The sequence below is a fragment of the Polyangium jinanense genome, assembly GCF_028435365.1.
On sequence record NZ_JAGTJJ010000064.1, the window covers coordinates 15,493 to 32,321 of the forward strand.

General features: G+C 65.8%; 16 protein-coding genes. 7 read left to right on the forward strand and 9 right to left on the reverse strand.

What is annotated here, in order from left to right; translation table 11 throughout:
• Window positions 1-41 precede the first annotated feature (41 nt).
• The 6 genes from KEG57_RS46845 to KEG57_RS46870 form a co-directional block, all read right to left on the reverse strand.
• Complete coding sequence (locus tag KEG57_RS46845; RefSeq protein WP_272425415.1) at window positions 42-932, reverse strand: alpha/beta fold hydrolase; 891 nt, start codon at window positions 930-932, stop codon at window positions 42-44.
• Between the two features lie 192 nt (window positions 933-1,124).
• Window positions 1,125-1,319, reverse strand: coding sequence for a hypothetical protein (locus KEG57_RS46850; protein WP_272425414.1), 195 nt, complete (start codon window positions 1,317-1,319; stop codon window positions 1,125-1,127).
• A gap of 124 nt (window positions 1,320-1,443) precedes the next feature.
• Window positions 1,444-2,148, reverse strand: a complete 705-nt coding sequence (locus tag KEG57_RS46855; RefSeq protein ID WP_272459718.1) for a protein-tyrosine phosphatase family protein — start codon at window positions 2,146-2,148, stop codon at window positions 1,444-1,446.
• On the reverse strand, window positions 2,145-3,428 hold the full coding sequence (locus KEG57_RS46860; protein WP_272425412.1) for a polysaccharide lyase family 7 protein: 1,284 nt from the start codon (window positions 3,426-3,428) through the stop codon (window positions 2,145-2,147). Before KEG57_RS46860 ends, KEG57_RS46855 begins: the two co-directional genes overlap by 4 nt.
• A 230-nt stretch (window positions 3,429-3,658) precedes the next feature.
• Window positions 3,659-5,050, reverse strand: coding sequence for a hypothetical protein (locus tag KEG57_RS46865; RefSeq protein ID WP_272425411.1), 1,392 nt, complete (start codon window positions 5,048-5,050; stop codon window positions 3,659-3,661).
• A 114-nt stretch (window positions 5,051-5,164) separates the two neighbouring features.
• Entirely contained in the window at window positions 5,165-5,893 is a 729-nt protein-coding gene (locus KEG57_RS46870; protein ID WP_272459719.1) for a TetR/AcrR family transcriptional regulator, read from the reverse strand.
• A 261-nt stretch (window positions 5,894-6,154) separates the two neighbouring features.
• Between KEG57_RS46870 and KEG57_RS46875 the strand changes: the two genes are divergently transcribed.
• Window positions 6,155-6,421, forward strand: a complete 267-nt coding sequence (locus tag KEG57_RS46875; RefSeq protein WP_272425409.1) for a hypothetical protein — start codon at window positions 6,155-6,157, stop codon at window positions 6,419-6,421.
• Between the two features lie 92 nt (window positions 6,422-6,513).
• Window positions 6,514-6,639 carry a hypothetical protein gene (locus KEG57_RS46880; protein WP_272425408.1) on the forward strand — a complete coding sequence of 42 codons (126 nt, stop codon included), beginning with the start codon at window positions 6,514-6,516 and terminating at the stop codon, window positions 6,637-6,639.
• Window positions 6,640-6,655: 16 nt separating this feature from the next.
• Here KEG57_RS46880 and KEG57_RS46885 read toward each other — a convergent pair whose 3' ends face one another.
• Complete coding sequence (locus KEG57_RS46885; protein ID WP_272425407.1) at window positions 6,656-7,315, reverse strand: response regulator; 660 nt, start codon at window positions 7,313-7,315, stop codon at window positions 6,656-6,658.
• A complete protein-coding gene (locus KEG57_RS46890; protein WP_272425406.1) occupies window positions 7,312-9,930 on the reverse strand; it encodes a sensor histidine kinase in 2,619 nt (872 codons plus the stop codon). Before KEG57_RS46890 ends, KEG57_RS46885 begins: the two co-directional genes overlap by 4 nt.
• Before the next feature lie 449 nt (window positions 9,931-10,379).
• Between KEG57_RS46890 and KEG57_RS46895 the strand changes: the two genes are divergently transcribed.
• The 5 genes from KEG57_RS46895 (at window position 10,380) to KEG57_RS46915 (ending at window position 16,178) form a co-directional block, all read left to right on the forward strand.
• A complete protein-coding gene (locus KEG57_RS46895) occupies window positions 10,380-11,057 on the forward strand; it encodes a hydrolase (RefSeq protein ID WP_272425405.1) in 678 nt (225 codons plus the stop codon).
• A 17-nt stretch (window positions 11,058-11,074) separates the two neighbouring features.
• Window positions 11,075-11,626, forward strand: coding sequence for an antibiotic biosynthesis monooxygenase (locus KEG57_RS46900; RefSeq protein WP_272425404.1), 552 nt, complete (start codon window positions 11,075-11,077; stop codon window positions 11,624-11,626).
• Window positions 11,623-13,461 carry an amidohydrolase gene (locus KEG57_RS46905; RefSeq protein ID WP_272425403.1) on the forward strand — a complete coding sequence of 613 codons (1,839 nt, stop codon included), beginning with the start codon at window positions 11,623-11,625 and terminating at the stop codon, window positions 13,459-13,461. The genes KEG57_RS46900 and KEG57_RS46905 overlap by 4 nt, the downstream gene beginning before the upstream one ends.
• 90 nt (window positions 13,462-13,551) lie before the next feature.
• On the forward strand, window positions 13,552-14,373 hold the full coding sequence (locus tag KEG57_RS46910; protein WP_272425402.1) for an alpha/beta fold hydrolase: 822 nt from the start codon (window positions 13,552-13,554) through the stop codon (window positions 14,371-14,373).
• 56 nt (window positions 14,374-14,429) lie between these two features.
• On the forward strand, window positions 14,430-16,178 hold the full coding sequence (locus KEG57_RS46915) for a DUF2169 family type VI secretion system accessory protein (protein ID WP_272425401.1): 1,749 nt from the start codon (window positions 14,430-14,432) through the stop codon (window positions 16,176-16,178).
• 8 nt (window positions 16,179-16,186) lie between these two features.
• On the opposite strand, the gene KEG57_RS46920 is transcribed toward KEG57_RS46915, so the two are convergent.
• On the reverse strand, window positions 16,187-16,795 hold the full coding sequence (locus tag KEG57_RS46920; protein WP_272425400.1) for a hypothetical protein: 609 nt from the start codon (window positions 16,793-16,795) through the stop codon (window positions 16,187-16,189).
• Between the last annotated feature and the right edge of the window lie 34 nt (window positions 16,796-16,829).

Below are 16,829 nucleotides of genomic sequence, written 5' to 3' on the forward strand. Positions count from 1 at the left end.
GGATGTCTCTCCTTGGAATCGATATGTGATGGGTTTGCTGGTCACGCCGGCAAGTGGCGGGCGAGGAAGTCGCGCATCAGCGGCACGATCTCGTCGGCCTTGTCCTCGAAGGCGAAGTGGCCGCTATCGAGAAGATGGAGCTCGGCGTCGGGCAGGTCGCGCAGGAAGGCCCTGGCGCCCTCGGCCGGGAAGATGCTGTCGTTCGCGCCCCAGGCGATCAACGTCGGCGGGCGGTGCGTCCGGAAGAACGCCTGGAACGCGGGATAAAGCGCGACATTGTTACGGTAATCGTAAAAGAGGTCGAGCTGGATCTCGACATTGCCGGGGCGGTCCAGGAAGATCTGGTCGTAGAGCCAGGCGGCGGGATCGAGCCGCGAGATGTCCTTCACGCCATCGACATACTGGAACTTCGTGATCTCGGGCGTCATGAAAGGCCTGAGCGCGTCCCGATTGGCCTTCGAATGGTCGGCCCAGAGCGCTTTGATGGGATCCCAGAAGGCCTGGAGGCCATCCTCGTAGGCATTGCCGTTCTGCGTGATGAGCGCAGCCACGCGCTCGGGATGCTTGAGTGCAAGTCGAAAGCCCGTTGGCGCGCCATAGTCCATGACGTAGAGCGCGTAACGCTCGGCGCCGAGCTGCTGGAGCAGGCCGTCGACAATATCGGCGAACTTGGCGAAACTGTATTCGAATTCCTCGCGCGGTGGCATCGCGGACAGGCCGAACCCCGGCAGGTCGGGGGCGATCACGCGGTAGCGGTCGGCGAGCGCGGGAATGAGGTTGCGATACATGTGCGACGAGCTCGGGAAGCCGTGGAGCAACACGACCACCGGGGCGTCGGCAGGGCCGGCCTCGCGGTAGAAGATCGTGAGGCCCTCGACGGTCGCGGTCCGGTGATGGGTGACGGGAATCGGGGTCGAAGTGGTGGCAGACATGAGGATTCTCCCTCGCAAGCGCGTTGAGCCGGGTCGCCTTCGATGTTTCGCGGCGTCGACGTCGAGAATCTAGATCATGCCGAGCGTCGTAAGAATAGACGCAAACAAGAAGTCACTGTTTCACTTTGCGCAATAACGATGCGTAGAGCGAACGCAACGACCGGCCACGACGCCGCGTGGCGAGTTGGCTCGTCAGTCGGGGAGGACGGCCAGGTCGAGCCGGCGCAGGCGTTCGGGGTCGGCAGGCCAGCGCACGAGCTCCGGGCCGCCGAGACGGGAGAAGGTGAGCGCCTGCTTGGCCACAGCCGCCGCGCCGTGGACCTTGCGCGAGGCGAGCGCGGTCGCGGCGCCGTAGTCGGCGCGCAGGACGATGTCCGGATCGAGCACGACGGACGAAGGCGTCGACGACGTCCCGCTGGCGGGTGAGATCGGCGTCGGGAGCCGAGGCCGTCTCCTTGACGCGGTGGAGCCGCAGCCTGGCTTCCTGCACGGCGTCGTCCGCCTCACTCAGTTAGCGGACTTGTGCCCAAGCGTCGAGAAGAGCCTGCACCTGTGCACGGTTGGGACGAGCCGCTGGGCGCGCTTCACGTACCAGGGTGAGCGCGGCGTCCACAGACGTGGCGACCCCTCGCTCGAGCAGGACAGCAGATGCAACCATCGCGGTGCGACCATGCCCTTGGGCACAATGAATGTACACCGGTGCTGGCGCGGCGGATATCCGCTTCGCTACTTGTCGAAGCACATCGGGCGGCAAGGGCGCTCCATCCAGGATCGGGCACGAGAGATAGGTCGTGCCGGCCGGAATGTGCTCGTCGAGCTCCGCGGCCAGGTCAACGACGGTCCTCACAGCCGGGAACTCTCCGGGCAGCAATCGCCGACCGATCAGGATGTCCTCTCCCAGTCGTGCGAACGCAGGCTCGCGCGACAACGCCCGCACTGCGTGCCACGTCGCGTAGAGCAGGACCATGTGCGGAAGCAGAAGCAGTTTTCGATGCCAGGTGAGACGTGCGCCGCGTTTTTCGAAGATCCCGGCGCCGGGCCAAAGGTAAGCGAACCCGACGAGCGCCCACGAGAGCGCCGGCCAGCCAAAAACCAGCAGCATTCTCCAGTCGATCACACCGACGGCCATGCTGCCGCACGATAGCGTGAGGAACGCAGTTGCGTAGCCTGGCGAGCGGCCCTCGGTCCGGTCGGTGACGGGTGACTGCGTGATCACTGATGCACGATCTGCACGTCGTAGATCTCGACCTCGCCATACGCGTCGCAGGATTCACCGGGGACCTGCTTTTCGCCCTGGCAGGACGATTGCACGTAGGCGCCTGCCTTGAAATACGCCCCGGAGAAGGTTTTGGGGTAGGTGTACTTCAGCGTGCCGTTGTAATAGCACTTCACCTGGTTGGCCGAGACCTCGAACTTCACGTTGAAGCGGGTCCCCAGCACGTACGAGGACGTGAGGGTGGGCCCGTCGGTGCCGTTGAGATCGATGAACAGCTTCTGGCCTTCCAGCCTGTAGACGATGACGTCGTCCGAGTCGTCGTGGATCTGCCCGACGACGATGTGTGGCTTCACGGTGGGCAGGTGCGTGATCTTCTGATCGATGTACATCGTGTGCGTGCCGGACGAGGACGACCAGATCGCATTGTCGGCGCCGAGGTTCTTCATCTCCCGCAGCTCCGACCTGGGATAACCCGAGTTGCTCGTGGTGTATCCGCCGGCGTGGGCGCGGAATACCACCGCATCGCCCGTGGTATTCAGCAAGAAATAGGGGCTGCTTTCGTAACCCGTCAGCTCCGGCTGCTTGATCTCGTCGGGGCTGCCCGCGTGCGCCGTATCGACGGGCAAGGTGAGCTTCCAGTTCGTCAGATCCAGGACGTCGGACGGGTATTGCGCGGGAGCACCGCCCGTGCCGCCGCCGGAGCTGCTGCTGCTACTACTGCTGCTGCTGCTGCTACTGCTGCTGCTACTGCTGCTGCTACTGGTCGTGCTGCTGCTGCTCGTGTTCAGCGCGAAATCATCGAATCGTCCTGTTCCGCCGTTGTACGCGCCGTAAAGGGTCACGGACGTGGCGCTGCCGGAGTTGAACGCGACCGTGAACTGCGTCCACGTGGAGCCGCTGTTGATACTCTGGCTGCCGAGAACCGTAGAGCCGCTCTTCACGCCGACGGTGCCTTTCCCCAGCACCCACGCGGTGAGGCTGTACGCGGTATTCGCCGTGACCGTGACCGTCTGTTCGAAGCGCCCACCCGACGAGGAGATCTTGGCAGACTTCGTCCCCGAGTGTTTGTCACTCGTAGATATTTCGAAGAGGGACGGGTCCCCCCAGCTGGTCTTGTCGCTTTCGAAGCCGGGGTTTACGATGGTAACGGAGAGCTCGGAGGAGCTCGCGTACTCGTCGTCCTCCTGTACCTGATCGATCGTGCATGCGCCGATGCAGAGAGCTGCCACGAGCCAGGCGGAGCGCGACAAGCGAGAAACGACGAGACGTTGCCTTTGCATGCGACGAGGATACGGGCGTCTTCCTGTCGGTCAAAACATTACAAGAGTATCAACAAAATGTAGCAACACCACAACCGGGCGTTCCTCGCGTACGCCTGGCCCCTCGATGAGCCCCCGCCATTGACAAACGGTCCAGCGCTTGCGCAGGCCCCGGTGGGGCCTGGGGCAACGCCCCAGCGCAGCGGCTCCCAGATGAAACCACTGCTCAGGCCCCTCCGGAGCGGGTCAAGTCAATTCTTGACGAACGTGTTGAGAATGCCGACGCACATCTCGTCGAGGGTGGTCTCGCCGTAGGTCACTTCCTGGGGCGAAGTGAGATGCTGCTCGATGAGCGCTCGCTTCAAGAAGGGGTTTTCCAGCGTGTTGTCGTAGGTGCAGCGGACATCGATGATGTCCCCTCCCCGCAACGTGGGGAGATCCTCGATCGGGGCGTCGTAGGTATAGGTCTGCTGCCAGTTGAAGTCCCATTTCGTCTGGAGCAGGCATTCGTTCGCCGGGTCGCTCCCTTGCGCGGCGGCGCGGCGGACCGTGATCTTCCCGTCCACCCCGACGTAATGCATGTGGTTCATGACGCTGTAGACCTTCATCTCCGGGACCGGCTGCCCCCCGACCTCCGTGGGCAGCGTCATCCGGACCATCTCGGTGTGGGCCTTGGCCCCGGCGGGGATCCTGAATTCGATTCCATTCGCGTCGTCCGGCCCCGGCTGCAGGCCGTCCCCGCTCGGGAGCGGGACGGGGACGGCGACCGGCAGGAACTCCGCCCTGTATTCGGGCACGGCCGGGTGGAATTGCAGCTCCACCTTCGTCGAATCGGGGTCGGCGGTCGCGCCTGCCGGGTGGTAATGCATCTGGAGCACCAGCTTGGAGCCTGCGCGGACGAAGGCTCCGGCATTGGACGGGAAGACCGTCGGCTGTGCGCCCGGCACCCACGGCGTAAGGAATGCGGATTTCTTGAGGCCGATCGACCCGAAGCATTCGTAATACCCGTCTGCGTTTGCCAGGGCGAGGCTCTCCCCGTCCGGGTCGACGAAGACCACGCCGTGGTGGGCGACCTTCAGGTTTCCCGGGACAATCTTGCTGGCGCTGACGTAGACGTCTTGTGATAGCTGCGGATCGAGGACGAAGCAGATCAACTGGTCCTGCTCCCCGCTCGCGACGAAAGGCTTTTGGGGCTGCAACGTGAGGTCGACCCGGGTCAGATCGGCGCCCTTGGTCGGCTCCCCTGCCGGCGCGTCCTTGGGGTCGCCCTCGGGCGCGCCGGCGTTCGCCCAGGCCTCGAGCGTCGCGAGCTCCGCGTCCGAGAGCCGGGAATCGTGCTGCCAGCCAAACCTCGGCTCGCATTCGTCGGTGTTGATCGCGCCCCAGGGCGGCATGGTCCCATCCTGCGTCCGCATCACGATGAGCTCGGCGAGGTTCTTCACCTGCGCGTATTCGATCAGGCTGAAGGACGCGATCTGGCCAGGGGAATGGCAACTCTGGCAATGCTTCTGGAGGATCGGCGCCACGTCCTTGTGGAAGGTCGGACCGGCGGCGGTCCCTGCGTCACTCGGCTCGCTCGAGCATCCGAGCAGGGGGAGTGCGGTGGAGACGATGGCAATCGCGGTGAGCGCAATGGTTCGCATAAGCTACCTCTCTGGTTTTACACACGACGGCTGGATGGAGCTCTCCCGAGAACGCGCATGGGCGCGCCCGGTTCAGCGTTCAGGATTCCGGGCGCTGCTTCCGCCCCGGAAAAATCAGTCGGGGCGCCGCTTGCGGGCGGCGGGTTTTGCCTCCGGCGGCGAGCTCGGCGACGCCGGGGCGGCGATGCGCCGGGGCGACCGTATGAGCTGCGCGTCGAGGAGCGGGAGCAGGACCTCGTCGACCACATAGGTGACGAAGTCCGCGTCGAGCGGAGCCCGTAAGAGGAGGAGGCGGTGGGACGTCAGGGCCATGGCGACCTCGATGATCTTCGTGGGATCCTTGGGCATTGCGGGAATCTCGCCGCGGGCCACCGCCCGCTCGAGTACCCCGATGATGCTCGCTTGCTCGCGCTTCACGAACTGCTCGCGCACGAGCCGCCAGAGCTCGGGGTGCGCGTGAAACACCGACATGAGCCCGATGAGGAGATCTTTGCCGGAAGTGACCGTCGCGCAGAACGCGCTCAGCGCAAGGATGAAGTCCTCGCGCAGCGACGCGCCGACGCTCACCTCGGACGGCCTTTGGGCGCCTCGCAAGAGGCCCGCGAACACGAGGTCGGCCTTGCTCTTCCAGCGGCGGTAGATCGTCGCCTTGCTGGCGCGGGCGCGGCGGGCGATTTCGTCGATGGACGTGAGGTCGTAGCCCACCTCGGCGACGAGCTTCATGGCGGTGTCGAGGATCGCCTGCTCCTGCGCGGGGGAGAGGCGGCTGCGCATCGGCGTCGATTCCGCGCTCTGGGGCTCGCTCGTCGACATCTTCTTCCCACCAGGGTTCGAGGGCGGCATGGCGCGCCAGGATAACCCGCGCGCCGAGCAAATCACGGCCTCTGCCGCGGGGCACGGCAGCCCGCGGAACGATCGATACGAAACGGTACCGTACTCATCCGGAAGGTAGAGCAAGCCCGAGCGAAACGCAAGCGTTTCGTTAAGGCATGGGCTCCCCGGAGACGCCCCATGCGGATCCGCCGTCGCGCGAATGGCTGGATGAAGGAGTAGAAAGCAGTCTTACAAGTAACCAAAGCCTGAACGCTCCGGAGCTTCCTCACCATGAACTTCACCCCCATCCGTTCTCTCGCTCGCCGCTGCTTGTGTCTGGGCGCGCTGGCCATGGCCCTCGGCGCTTGCGCCCCGCCGCAGGGCACGACGAGCACCGGCGATCCCACCGACCCGACCCCGGACGACCCGCCGACCCCGGCGGCCGGCCCGCTGGCGAGCCTCGCGGCGCCGACCCTGGACAGGGTGACGCTGGTCCCATTTCCCGGCGGAGATGTGGCGCTGGCAGGCAGGCTGTCGCGGACGGCCATCTGGCGCTGACGTCTCCGACCACGGGACATACGCTGAGCGAGGGTGCCGTCGCGACGACCACGCTCCTCACCACCGACGTCCAGGTGGACACGAGCGCCGCCATGCTCGCCAATGGCAGCCTCGGCGTGCTCGTACAGAACACCTGGGGCGCCAAGACCCTCACGCTCGCGGAGCAGCCGACGTTCTCGCTCGACGCCGTCGATTGGATGCTGCTGACGATCCCCTGACGAGCTGGCGGGGGCGCTACAGCTTGATCAATCCGAGACGGCTCGCGGTGGCAATGGCTTCCGTCCGGCTGAGCACATCGAGCTTGCGAAAAATGCTCCTGAGGTGCGATTTCACCGTCGTCTCACCGATGCCGAGCAACGCGCTGATCTCCTTGTTGCTCTGACCGCGCGCCAGATACTCGAGCACCTCCACCTCGCGGCTCGTGAGGGCTTCGCGGCTCAAACTTGCTGCCAGCTTTTGCACCAGGGATGCAGGGAGGCACGTCTCTCCACGATGCACTCTGCGGATGCAGTCGAGGAGCTCCTCACGGCGCGAATCCTTCAAGAGATACCCCTTCGCGCCGGCTTTGACGGCGTTGAGGAGGTCGCTATCGGTGTCGAACGTGGTGAGGACGATCAAGCGGGCGGACGCGTCGTTCCTCCGGATCTCCTCGATCGCCGCGACGCCATCCAGCACGGGCATGCGGATGTCGATGAGCGCGATGTCCGGGCGATGCTCTTGCCAAAGCTCCACCACCTGCCGGCCATCGGAGGCCGCGGCCACGACCTCCATGTCGGGTTGGCGACTGATGATGGCCGAAAGGCCCTCGAGCACCGTGACGTGATCGTCGGCGATGAGCACCCGAATTTTATCCGAGCCCGAAGGGGTCGCTTGCGTTTCGGCAGGGTATTTCATAGGGTGAAGTCGTCATAGGGGTACGGAGCTGGCAAGGACGCCACGATGGCCGTCCCGCTTCCTTCCGCGCTTCGAATGGTCAACTGACCGCCCATCACTTCGACCCGCTCCTTGATCCCGATCAATCCGAGGCCTTCGTTTTGCGCCGAAGGATCAAAACCCAGGCCGTCGTCCCGCAGCTCGAATCGGAGCCTGTGTGGCTCGAACGCGAGACGAGCGTTGAAATGGCGCGCGCGCGCGTGCCGCAACGTGTTCGTCAGCACCTCTTGACCGATACGCAGCAGGTTTTCCTCCCACTCGTTGCTGAGCGGCCAGGGGCTGCCCTCCAGCGTGAACACGCCGACCACGCTGGTCCCGCTGGTCATCTTCTTGATCAGATCCCCCATCGCTTCACTGAGACTCTTCTCGGCGAGCGCCTGCGATCGAAGCGCGTGCGCGGACCGTCGCGCCTCTTGCAGGCTCCCTCGCGCGAGCTCTTGTGCGCGGACGAGGTGTTTTCCGGCCTCGGGGAGCAAGCCTCTCGACCAGGCGTCCTCCGTTGCCTCCAGTTGCACGATCACGCCGGTGAATCCTTGCGCCAGCGTGTCGTGGAGATCTCGCGCCATACGGTTGCGCTCCGCGGCGATGGCCGCCTCCCGGCTTTGTCGGGACAGCCGCATGAGCTGAATGGCGAGCATGGCCTGATGGGCCAACGCACGAGCGAGCTCCATCTCACTCGTTTGAAACAGGTTCTTGTGCCTCGACCGGATCCCGATGAAGCCGGCCAGCTTGCCGCCGATCAGCGTCGGGACCGTCAGCGTGGCCACGACGCCCATCGCTGCCAGCCGCTTGTAGATCACCGACATGTTGGGATCGTGCGGCATGTCTCCGTGCCATGGATACCAGGGCGAATTCTCACGGCTCCCGAGTCGAATGCGCGGAGGGTCGCAATCGATCTCCCCGACGACGATATCGACGCCGGTGCGGAGTGCCTCGCTCCAGACGGGATGGTCTTCCGTGAAGAGTGTGACCCTTTTGACCGAGGACAGGTCCTTCGAGGGAGCGTGCAGCCGATCGTCCTCGAACGTCGCGACCATGTCCATCTCGCTGCTTTCGCCGTTTCGTTCGTACACGCTGACACTCTGCCCATTCAGGCGTCCAGCGATCATGCGCAAGACATGCTCCAGGAGTCGTTCGGGATTCGACTCCTGGGCGAGCACATCCAGCGTGCGGGTGAGCGCCGCGAACTGACCACGGGCGAGGTGCTCCGAGGCCTGCAAGGCTTCCGCGGATCGTTTGATCGAGGTCACGTCGCGAAGCGCTCCCGCCCATTCGATGATCTGGCCCGCGTCGTCGCGCAGGGCCGTGGCGTAGACCTCCACGTATTTGATGTAGCCGTCGGGCATCACCAGGCGGTGGCCAAAATGAAGATCCTCGCCCTTGCCGGAGAACGCCTGAAGGTAGAGGGGGAGGTCCTCGGGGTGGACCCTCGAGGCGACCAGCTCGGGCGTGAGTTTCGTGTCGGGAGGAAGTTCGAAGAGTCGATAGGTCTCGTCCGACCAGAGGAGCTTTCGCGTCGAGAGGATCCAGGTCGCGCTTCCCGTTTGGGTCAGACGCTGGGTCCGGGTCAACGAGGCCTCGCTTTTCCTTCGTTCCTCGATTTCGACACGGAACGCCTGGTTGATGCGCTCCAGATCCGCCGTGCGCTCGCGGATCCGCCGCTCGAGCTCCATGTTCAGACGCGCGGAGGCTTCCTCGGCACGTTTACGCTCGGTGATATCCATCACCGTGCCGATGAAACGAATTGCTTGGCCGTCCGCGTCGAAGAAGGCCTGGCCGCGGGCCGTCACCCATTGCACCGACCCGTCTCGCGGATGAATCGTGCGGTACTCCGTGCGATATTCGCCGCCATTCGCGCCGGCGAGCGCTTGCATGACCGAGCTGTCCACGCGCGTCCGGTCGTCCGGGTGAACACACTTCAAAAACATGTCGTGTGTCACCTCTGCGTCCAGCGGTAGCCCGAAAATCTCCTTCATCCGCTGCGACCAGTCGCCCACGTTGCCCAGGTCCGTGGAGTTCCAGACCCACAAACCAATTCTTCCCGTTTCGATGGCCAGCCTCAGACGTTGCTCGCTATCGAGCAGCGTCTGGTTGATCTCCCTTAGATGCGATGCCTGCTGCAAAAGCTCCGCGTTCAATCGTTGCAGCTCTTCCGCGGCGCTTTCCCGTTCGCTGGCATCGGACCATCGTGCTTGGAGTCGCTTTTCCTCGGTGATGTCTCGACAGCTCGCGATGAGCCAATCGCGCCTCGGGCAACCAAGGCGCGAAAGCCGCACGTCCATGGTCCCGAGCTCGCCGGAGATTCGTCGATACGTGCACTGGACGGAGGCCGGCCCCGACGGCTCGACGCGACCGAGCGCTTCGAGGATCTCGTCGCGCGATGCGCTCGTCACGAAATCCCACGGGTACGTCCCGACGATATCGCTCTTCCCGCGACCGAGCATCGCGCAAGCCGCGGGATTCACCTCGACGATCCGCCCGTTCGGCTCGACGAGCGCCATGGCTTCCGCGACGTTTGCGAACAGAAGCTCGAGGAGTTCTTCCCGGTCGGATGCGCGGGCGTGCTCGGACGGCATCGGCGGAGAGCCCGACCGCGTCGGGACCTCGGGTCTGTTCGAATCATCGTGCCTGGACCGCACGCCATCGCATGTTGGCACAAGCTGGCGTGGGAGGGAAGCTCGAATGCAGACGCGCACGCGGTTCCCGTGGCTGTGCCGCCCTCCTTCGAATGGCGGAGTACGAGATCCGCCATTCGAAGGAGGCGCCCCTCCGCCGCAAGATCAATGGCGTGCACCACGTGCACGTATTGAACCTCGCCGATTGCATGTAGGCCACCTCCGAATTTCGACCGACTGTCAACCCTTCGAAAGGAGGAGAGGTCGTTCGTTCGTTTGCAGGACGGAGACGTCGGCCGCAAAATCGATGGCGTCTCCCGCCAGAAGCAGGTAGTCTTGCGCCGCCCGCTCGATCGACAGGCTTTGGCTTGGCGGCTCGAACGATAACCCACATTCCAGGTGCAACGACGATGAACAAGTATCACAAGCTCTATACGCCGGAAGACAGCGCGGTCGTTTTCATCGACCATCAGCCGCAGATGACGTTCGGCGTCGCCAACATCGATCGTGCGACGCTCATCAACAACGTGACGCTGCTCGCGAAGTGCGCGAAGGAGTTCGGCGTTCCCGCCGTCCTCACCGCGGTGGAGACGGAGTCCTTCAGCGGGTACGTCTGGCCGCAGCTCCTCGACGTGTTCCCGGGGCAACCGGTCGTCGAACGGACGTCCATGAATTCGTGGGATGACGCGGGCTTCCGCGCCGCGATCGAGGCGACGGGCAGGAAGAACATTCTCCTCACGGGCCTCTGGACCGAGGTCTGCGTGACCTGGCCCGCCATCGAAATGCTCGGCGCCGGATACAACGTCTACATCGTCGAGGACTGCTGCGGCGCGACCTCCCCGGCCGCGCATGAAGCGTCGCTGTCCCGGATGGTCCAGGCGGGCGCGGTCCGGCTGACGACGATCCCCGCGCTCCTCGAATGGCAGCGCGACTGGGCGAAGCGGGAGCACTACAACCAGCTCATGGGCCTCATCAAGCAGCACGGCGGCGCCTACGGCGTGGGCGTCGAGTATGCCTACACGATGGTCCATCACGCGCCGCAATCGGCGGTGAAGCCCCAGATCGTGCCCAAGAAGTCCGGTCACTGATCACGGACGGCAGAGCCATGGCCGAGACCATCCACATCGCCATCGTCCGGCGCGTTCGGAAGACGCACATCGAGGCCTTCGAACGCGCCCTCACCGAATTCGCCAGCCGGTCCTTGGCCGAGCCTGGAGCGAGGGGGGTGCATTGCATCTATCCGCCGCCCGGCTCCGACTCGACCGAGTATGGCATCCTGCGCAGCTTCGCCAGCGCCGCCGACCGCGACGCATTTTACGAGACGGCCCTTTACAAAGAATGGCTCGCTCGGATCGCGCCGATGGTGGAAGGTGAACCGACGTATCGACGATTGGAAGGCCTCGAGGCCTGGTTTCGCACCCCCGCGGAGGCCATGCCGCCGCGATGGAAGATGGCCTTGCTCACCTGGATCGCCGTGTGGCCGGTCAGTATGGCCGTCCCGGCGATCCTCCTGCCCTTGCTCGGCCCGAATTTCCCGCAAGTCCTCGCCTCCGGCGTCATCGCCGGAGGCATCGTTGCGGTTCTCACGTGGGGCGCCATGCCCTTGCTCGTGAAGCTCGCGCATCCATGGCTTCACCCCGGGAACAAGACCTCATGACGACCACAGCCGACCTCATCCTCCACAACGGGCGCATCACCACGCTCGATCCGAGCCATCCCGAAGCGAAGGAGGTGGTCGTCGCAGGCGGCCGGATCGCCGGAGTCGACAACGCTTCGCAATTCGAGCGCGGCCCCGAGACGAAGGTCGTCGATCTCGGCGGGCGCAGGGTCATTCCGGGGCTCTACGATTCGCACCTCCACGTCATCCGCGGCGGACTGAACTACAACATGGAGCTGCGCTGGGAAGGCGTGCCCTCCCTGGCACTGGCCCTCGAGATGCTCCGCGACCAGGCGGCCCGCACGCCCGCGCCGCAATGGGTACGCGTCGTCGGCGGATGGAGCGAGTTCCAGTTCGCCGAACGGCGGATGCCAACGCTCGACGAGATCAATGCGGCGGCGCCCGACACGCCGGTCTTCGTCCTGCACCTCTACTGCCGGGCCTTGCTCAACCGCGCGGCGCTCCGCGCGTGCGGGTACACGAAAGATACCCCCGACCCGCCCGGCGGCACGATCGTCCGCGACAAGGCGGGCAACCCCACCGGGATGCTCATCGCGAAGCCGAACGCGACCATCCTTTACGCGACGCTCGCGAAAGGTCCGAAGCTTCCCCCCGAATACCAGTACAACTCGACCCGCCACTTCATGCGAGAGCTCAACCGGCTCGGCGTGACGAGCGTATGCGACGCGGGTGGAGGCTTCCAGAATTATCCGGAGGACTACGAGATCATCCGCGAGCTCCACGCGCGCGGCGAGATGACCTTGCGCATCGCCTACAACCTGTTCACGCAAAAAGCCGGCGCCGAGCTCGAAGATTTCGTGCGCTGGTCGAAGGTCGTGAAGCCGGGCGACGGCGACGACATGCTCCGGTGCAACGGCGCGGGCGAGATGCTCGTGTTTTCCGCGGCGGATTTCGAGGACTTCCTCGAGCCACGTCCCGACCTCCCCGAGAAGCTCGAGAGCGAGCTCGAGCGCGTCGTGCGTTTCCTGGCCGAGAACCAATGGCCGTTCCGGCTTCATGCGACGTACGACGAATCGATCTCCCGGTTCCTGTCCATCTTCGAGAAGGTCCATCGAGACGTTCCGCTCGATGGGCTGCACTGGTTCTTCGACCATTGCGAGACGATCACCGATCGGAACATCGAGCGCGTCAAAGCGCTCGGCGGAGGGATCGCGGTCCAGCACCGGATGGCCTTCCAGGGCGAATACTTCGTCGACCGTTACGGCGCGAAGGCGGCCGAGCGCACGCCTCCCCTCCGGCGAATGCTGGAGCTCGGTGTACCGGTCGGCGCAGGCACGGACGCGACGCGCGTCGCGAGCTACAATCCGTTCGTCTCCCTGTACTGGATGACCACGGGAAAGACGCTCGGCGGGCTTTCGCTTTATCCGGAGAAAGCGCGACTGACGAGGGAGGAAGCGCTTCGGCTCTACACCCAGGGCAGCACCTGGATGTCACGGGAGCAAGGGACGCGCGGCGCGATCGCACCCGGGCAGCTCGCCGATCTGGCGGTGCTGACCGCCGACTACTTCAAGATTCCCGACGAGGAGATCAAAGCGCTCGAATCGGTGCTCACCATCCTCGGCGGCAAACCGGTGTACGCCGCCGAAGAATTCAAGCCGCTCGATCCGGGAGACCTGCCGGTGATGCCGGACTGGTCGCCGGTGCACCGTCATCCGGGAGCCTTTCGGCAGACCTCGCAGGCCGCGCTCCCCGCGGCGCGTCGTTGCATGCCGATGCACGCACAGCCTGGCGCCCAGGCGGCCTTCGGTCTTCCGCGATGGCTGTCGGAGCTCGGCAACCTGTTCGACGGCGCTTGCGACTGTTTCGCGTTCTGACGTGGCAGTCGACACCAACGTTCCGCGTGATACGCGCACCTTTCTCATCACGGTCGGGAAACCACGAAAGAGAATGAAGGAGGTTGTCGCATGGCAACTTTGACCGTCAAAGACGGAACGCAGATCTATTACAAGGACTGGGGCAGCGGGCAGCCCGTCGTTTTCAGCCACGGCTGGCCGCTCAACGGGGATGCCTGGGAGGACCAGATGGTCTTCCTCGCCTCGCACGGCTTCCGGTGCATCGCCCACGATCGCCGCGGTCACGGCCGATCCAGCCAACCCTGGAACGGCAATGAGATGGACACCTATGCCGATGACCTGAGCGAGCTCATCGAGCACCTCGATCTCCGAGGCGTGACGCTCGTCGGGCATTCGACCGGCGGCGGCGAAGTGACGCGCTACATCGGTCGCCACGGAACGGCGCGTGTCGCCAAGGCCGTCCTCGTCGGCGCCGTGCCGCCGCTCATGCTGAAGACCCCCGCGAATCCGGGCGGCCTGCCGATCGAGACGTTCGACGGCATTCGCGCGGGCGTCCACGCCGATCGCGCGCAGTTCTTCAAGGACCTGACGCTCCCGTTTTACGGGGCAAACCGTGCAGGCGCGAAGGTTTCCCAAGGGCTCCGAGACACCTTCTGGCTCCAGGGCATGCAGGCCGGCCTCAAGAACGCCCTCGACTGCATCAAGGCGTTCTCCGAGACGGATTTCACCGAGGATCTGAAGAAGATCGACGTGCCGACGCTCATCATCCACGGCGACGACGATCAGATCGTCCCCATCGGCGCGAGCGCGCTCGCCGCCGCCAAGCTCGTGAAGAATGCGCGGCTCGAGATCTACAAGGGCGGCTCGCACGGGCTCGCGGCGACGGAGAAGGACCGCCTCAACGCCGATCTCCTCGCGTTCCTCAAGAGCTGACGGCGCGCAGCCGCGGAAGCTTTCTGACCGGTGCCGCATCGCGGTAGGCTGCGCCCATGAATGTCGTGTCGTTCTGCGCCCTGCGCGCCTCCTTGTTCCCCTGGCAGCCGCGACAGGGCGCGCACGCAGTCACCGTGATCTGCAAGGCGACCTTCGAGCTCGCGCCCGGCGAGTCGCCGCTCGCCGCGCGACGCGAGGCAGTCTGGGACACGAAGAGCCCCGCGAGCGACATGGCCCCGTTCAAACGAAGGGCCGACGTGCTCGTGCTCGGCCACGCCCATCCGCCGAAGGCGCCCGCGGCTTCCGCGCTCGTCGCGCAGCTCGGCGTGGGGACCTTGCAGAAGGCGGTCGAGGTCCGCGCGGATCGCGGCTGGATCGCGGAGGGCTTCGGCCCCGTCGCGCCGACATCGCCTGCGCGTCTTTCGCTCCTCGGAAAACACGCGGCGAGCTGGGATGCACGCACCTGGAACACGAAGCCGCTGCCCGAAGACGTGGATGGCGCGTACTTCAACCTCGCGCCCGGCGATCAGCAGCTCGCGAACCTCGCGGGGGACGAGCCGATCGTGCTCGTGAACCTGCACCCGTCGTATCCGCGGCTCGAAACGAAGCTCGCCCGTGTCGTCCCGCGCGTGACCGTGGAACGCATGGGGGGGGCGCCGCAGGAGGTGCGGCTCCGCTGTGACACGTTGACCTTCGACACGGACCGGCAGCTCGCGATGCTGGTGTGGCGCGGCGTGGTCTTGCTCGCGCATGCCGCGGAGGTCGGGCTCGTCGCGGTCTCGATGGGGGGCGCGGCGGCGCTCGCCGGGGGCGACGTGGAGGCGACGCTGCCGGTCGTGACGTCGGGGGGGAAAAACGTCCCGGAGGCGCCCGTGCTCCCGTTTGTCCAGGGAGGGCCGGGTTTGCCGAGCATCGCGACCCGCGACGAGGCCACGCGCGCTGCGCCTCCGCCGAGGGACCAGGACGAGGGCTCGGGCCCGAGGACGTTGACCCACTTCCCTTCCCTGGCGGCCTCGAAGCCGGCCACGCCGTTCGAGCAGACGAGGCGCCCAGCGCCGGTGGAGGTGACCCCGGAGCCGCCCGATACGAAGCCGTTCGACGTCCCTGCACCGGCGAAAGAGGAACGCACGGAGGCGCGGACAAACGTGCCGCCGATGCGCTTCGACGTGCGCCCGCCGGCGCTCCTGGGCATCGTGGCGAACATCGAGGCGGAGCCGACGACGTCGCGGGTCGTGGAAAAACCCGCGATGCTCGGCCCCCTCGCGGCCTTCGACAAACCACCCGCAGAGGCCCCCGTCGCGGCCGCGGCGACCAGCATCGAGCCCGCGCCGACCACGGAGCCGGCGGGCAAGCTGAAAACGGCGCCGGAGGAGCCCGAGGCGCCGATCGAGCTCACGATCGAGCAGACCGCGGCCATCGCCGCCGAGCTTGCCGAAGGGAAGCAGGAGCGCGCGAAGGTGCTCGAGGCGCACGCGCTGCGCGAGCGCTCCTGGCGAAAGAACGAGCGACGCTGGGCCGAGGCGATCGAGGCGGAGTCGGCGCGCGGGACACACAAGCTGCGCGGGGCCTACGACGCGGCGTACGTGGCGAAGGTGGAGTCCTTCCGCGGCCCGATCACGCTGGAGGCGTTCACGCGGCTGCTCGTCGCGCTCGAACGTGGCAAGGCGAACGAGGCGCTCGACGCGTTGCGGATCCAGCGCCCCGCGCTCATGCCGATCGTGCGGCTGTGGACGCGGAAGGTGGCGACGGACATGAAGCTCGGGGACGCGGCGAACGACGCGCTCCGGGCCGCGCGGCGGGCGTGAGGCGCGCGTCAGGGCTCCGGGATGCGGAGCGGACCGAGGCCGGGGACGCCGATCTCGTGGGCCCGCTCCGCCGCCGCGGCGAGTTTTTTGGCCTGCCGCGCGTGGTGTTCTTCCCAGGTGAGGGGCATGGGCGGCTCGTCCGAGTTGAGCCGCACGCGCTCGCCGGTGATGGACACGTCGTCGTTCGCCTTGACGACCACGCCGCCGGGCGCGGCCTCGATGCTCACCTCGCGGGCGCGCTCGATGGAGGCCTTGCCGACCTCGCGGATCGCGCTCCCGCGCGTGCGTTCGTGCAAGCTCCCGCCGACGTCGAGCGTGGCGTCGCCGGAGGTCTGGATCGCGAGGGTCTCGCTCTTCAGGGCGAGGTGCTTCTGGGCGGCGATCTCCAGGGAAACCGCGGAGAGCGAGAGGACGGGCCCCTCGTCGGTGAGGCGGAGCGAGAGGACGAGGTTTCCGTCGGCGCCGCGGACCTGGATGTGTTCTTCGCGGCCCGTCTCCTCGATTTGAATCGATCGTCCGGAGGCGAGCCCGATCGTGCGCGCTGGCGCGGCGAGCGTTTCGCCTCGCGCGGACGCGAGGGCCGCGGCGGGAGCGTTTTTTTCGGCGTCGTCCTTCACAAAGCCATGATAACCGAGTTCGGGGAACGGGTGG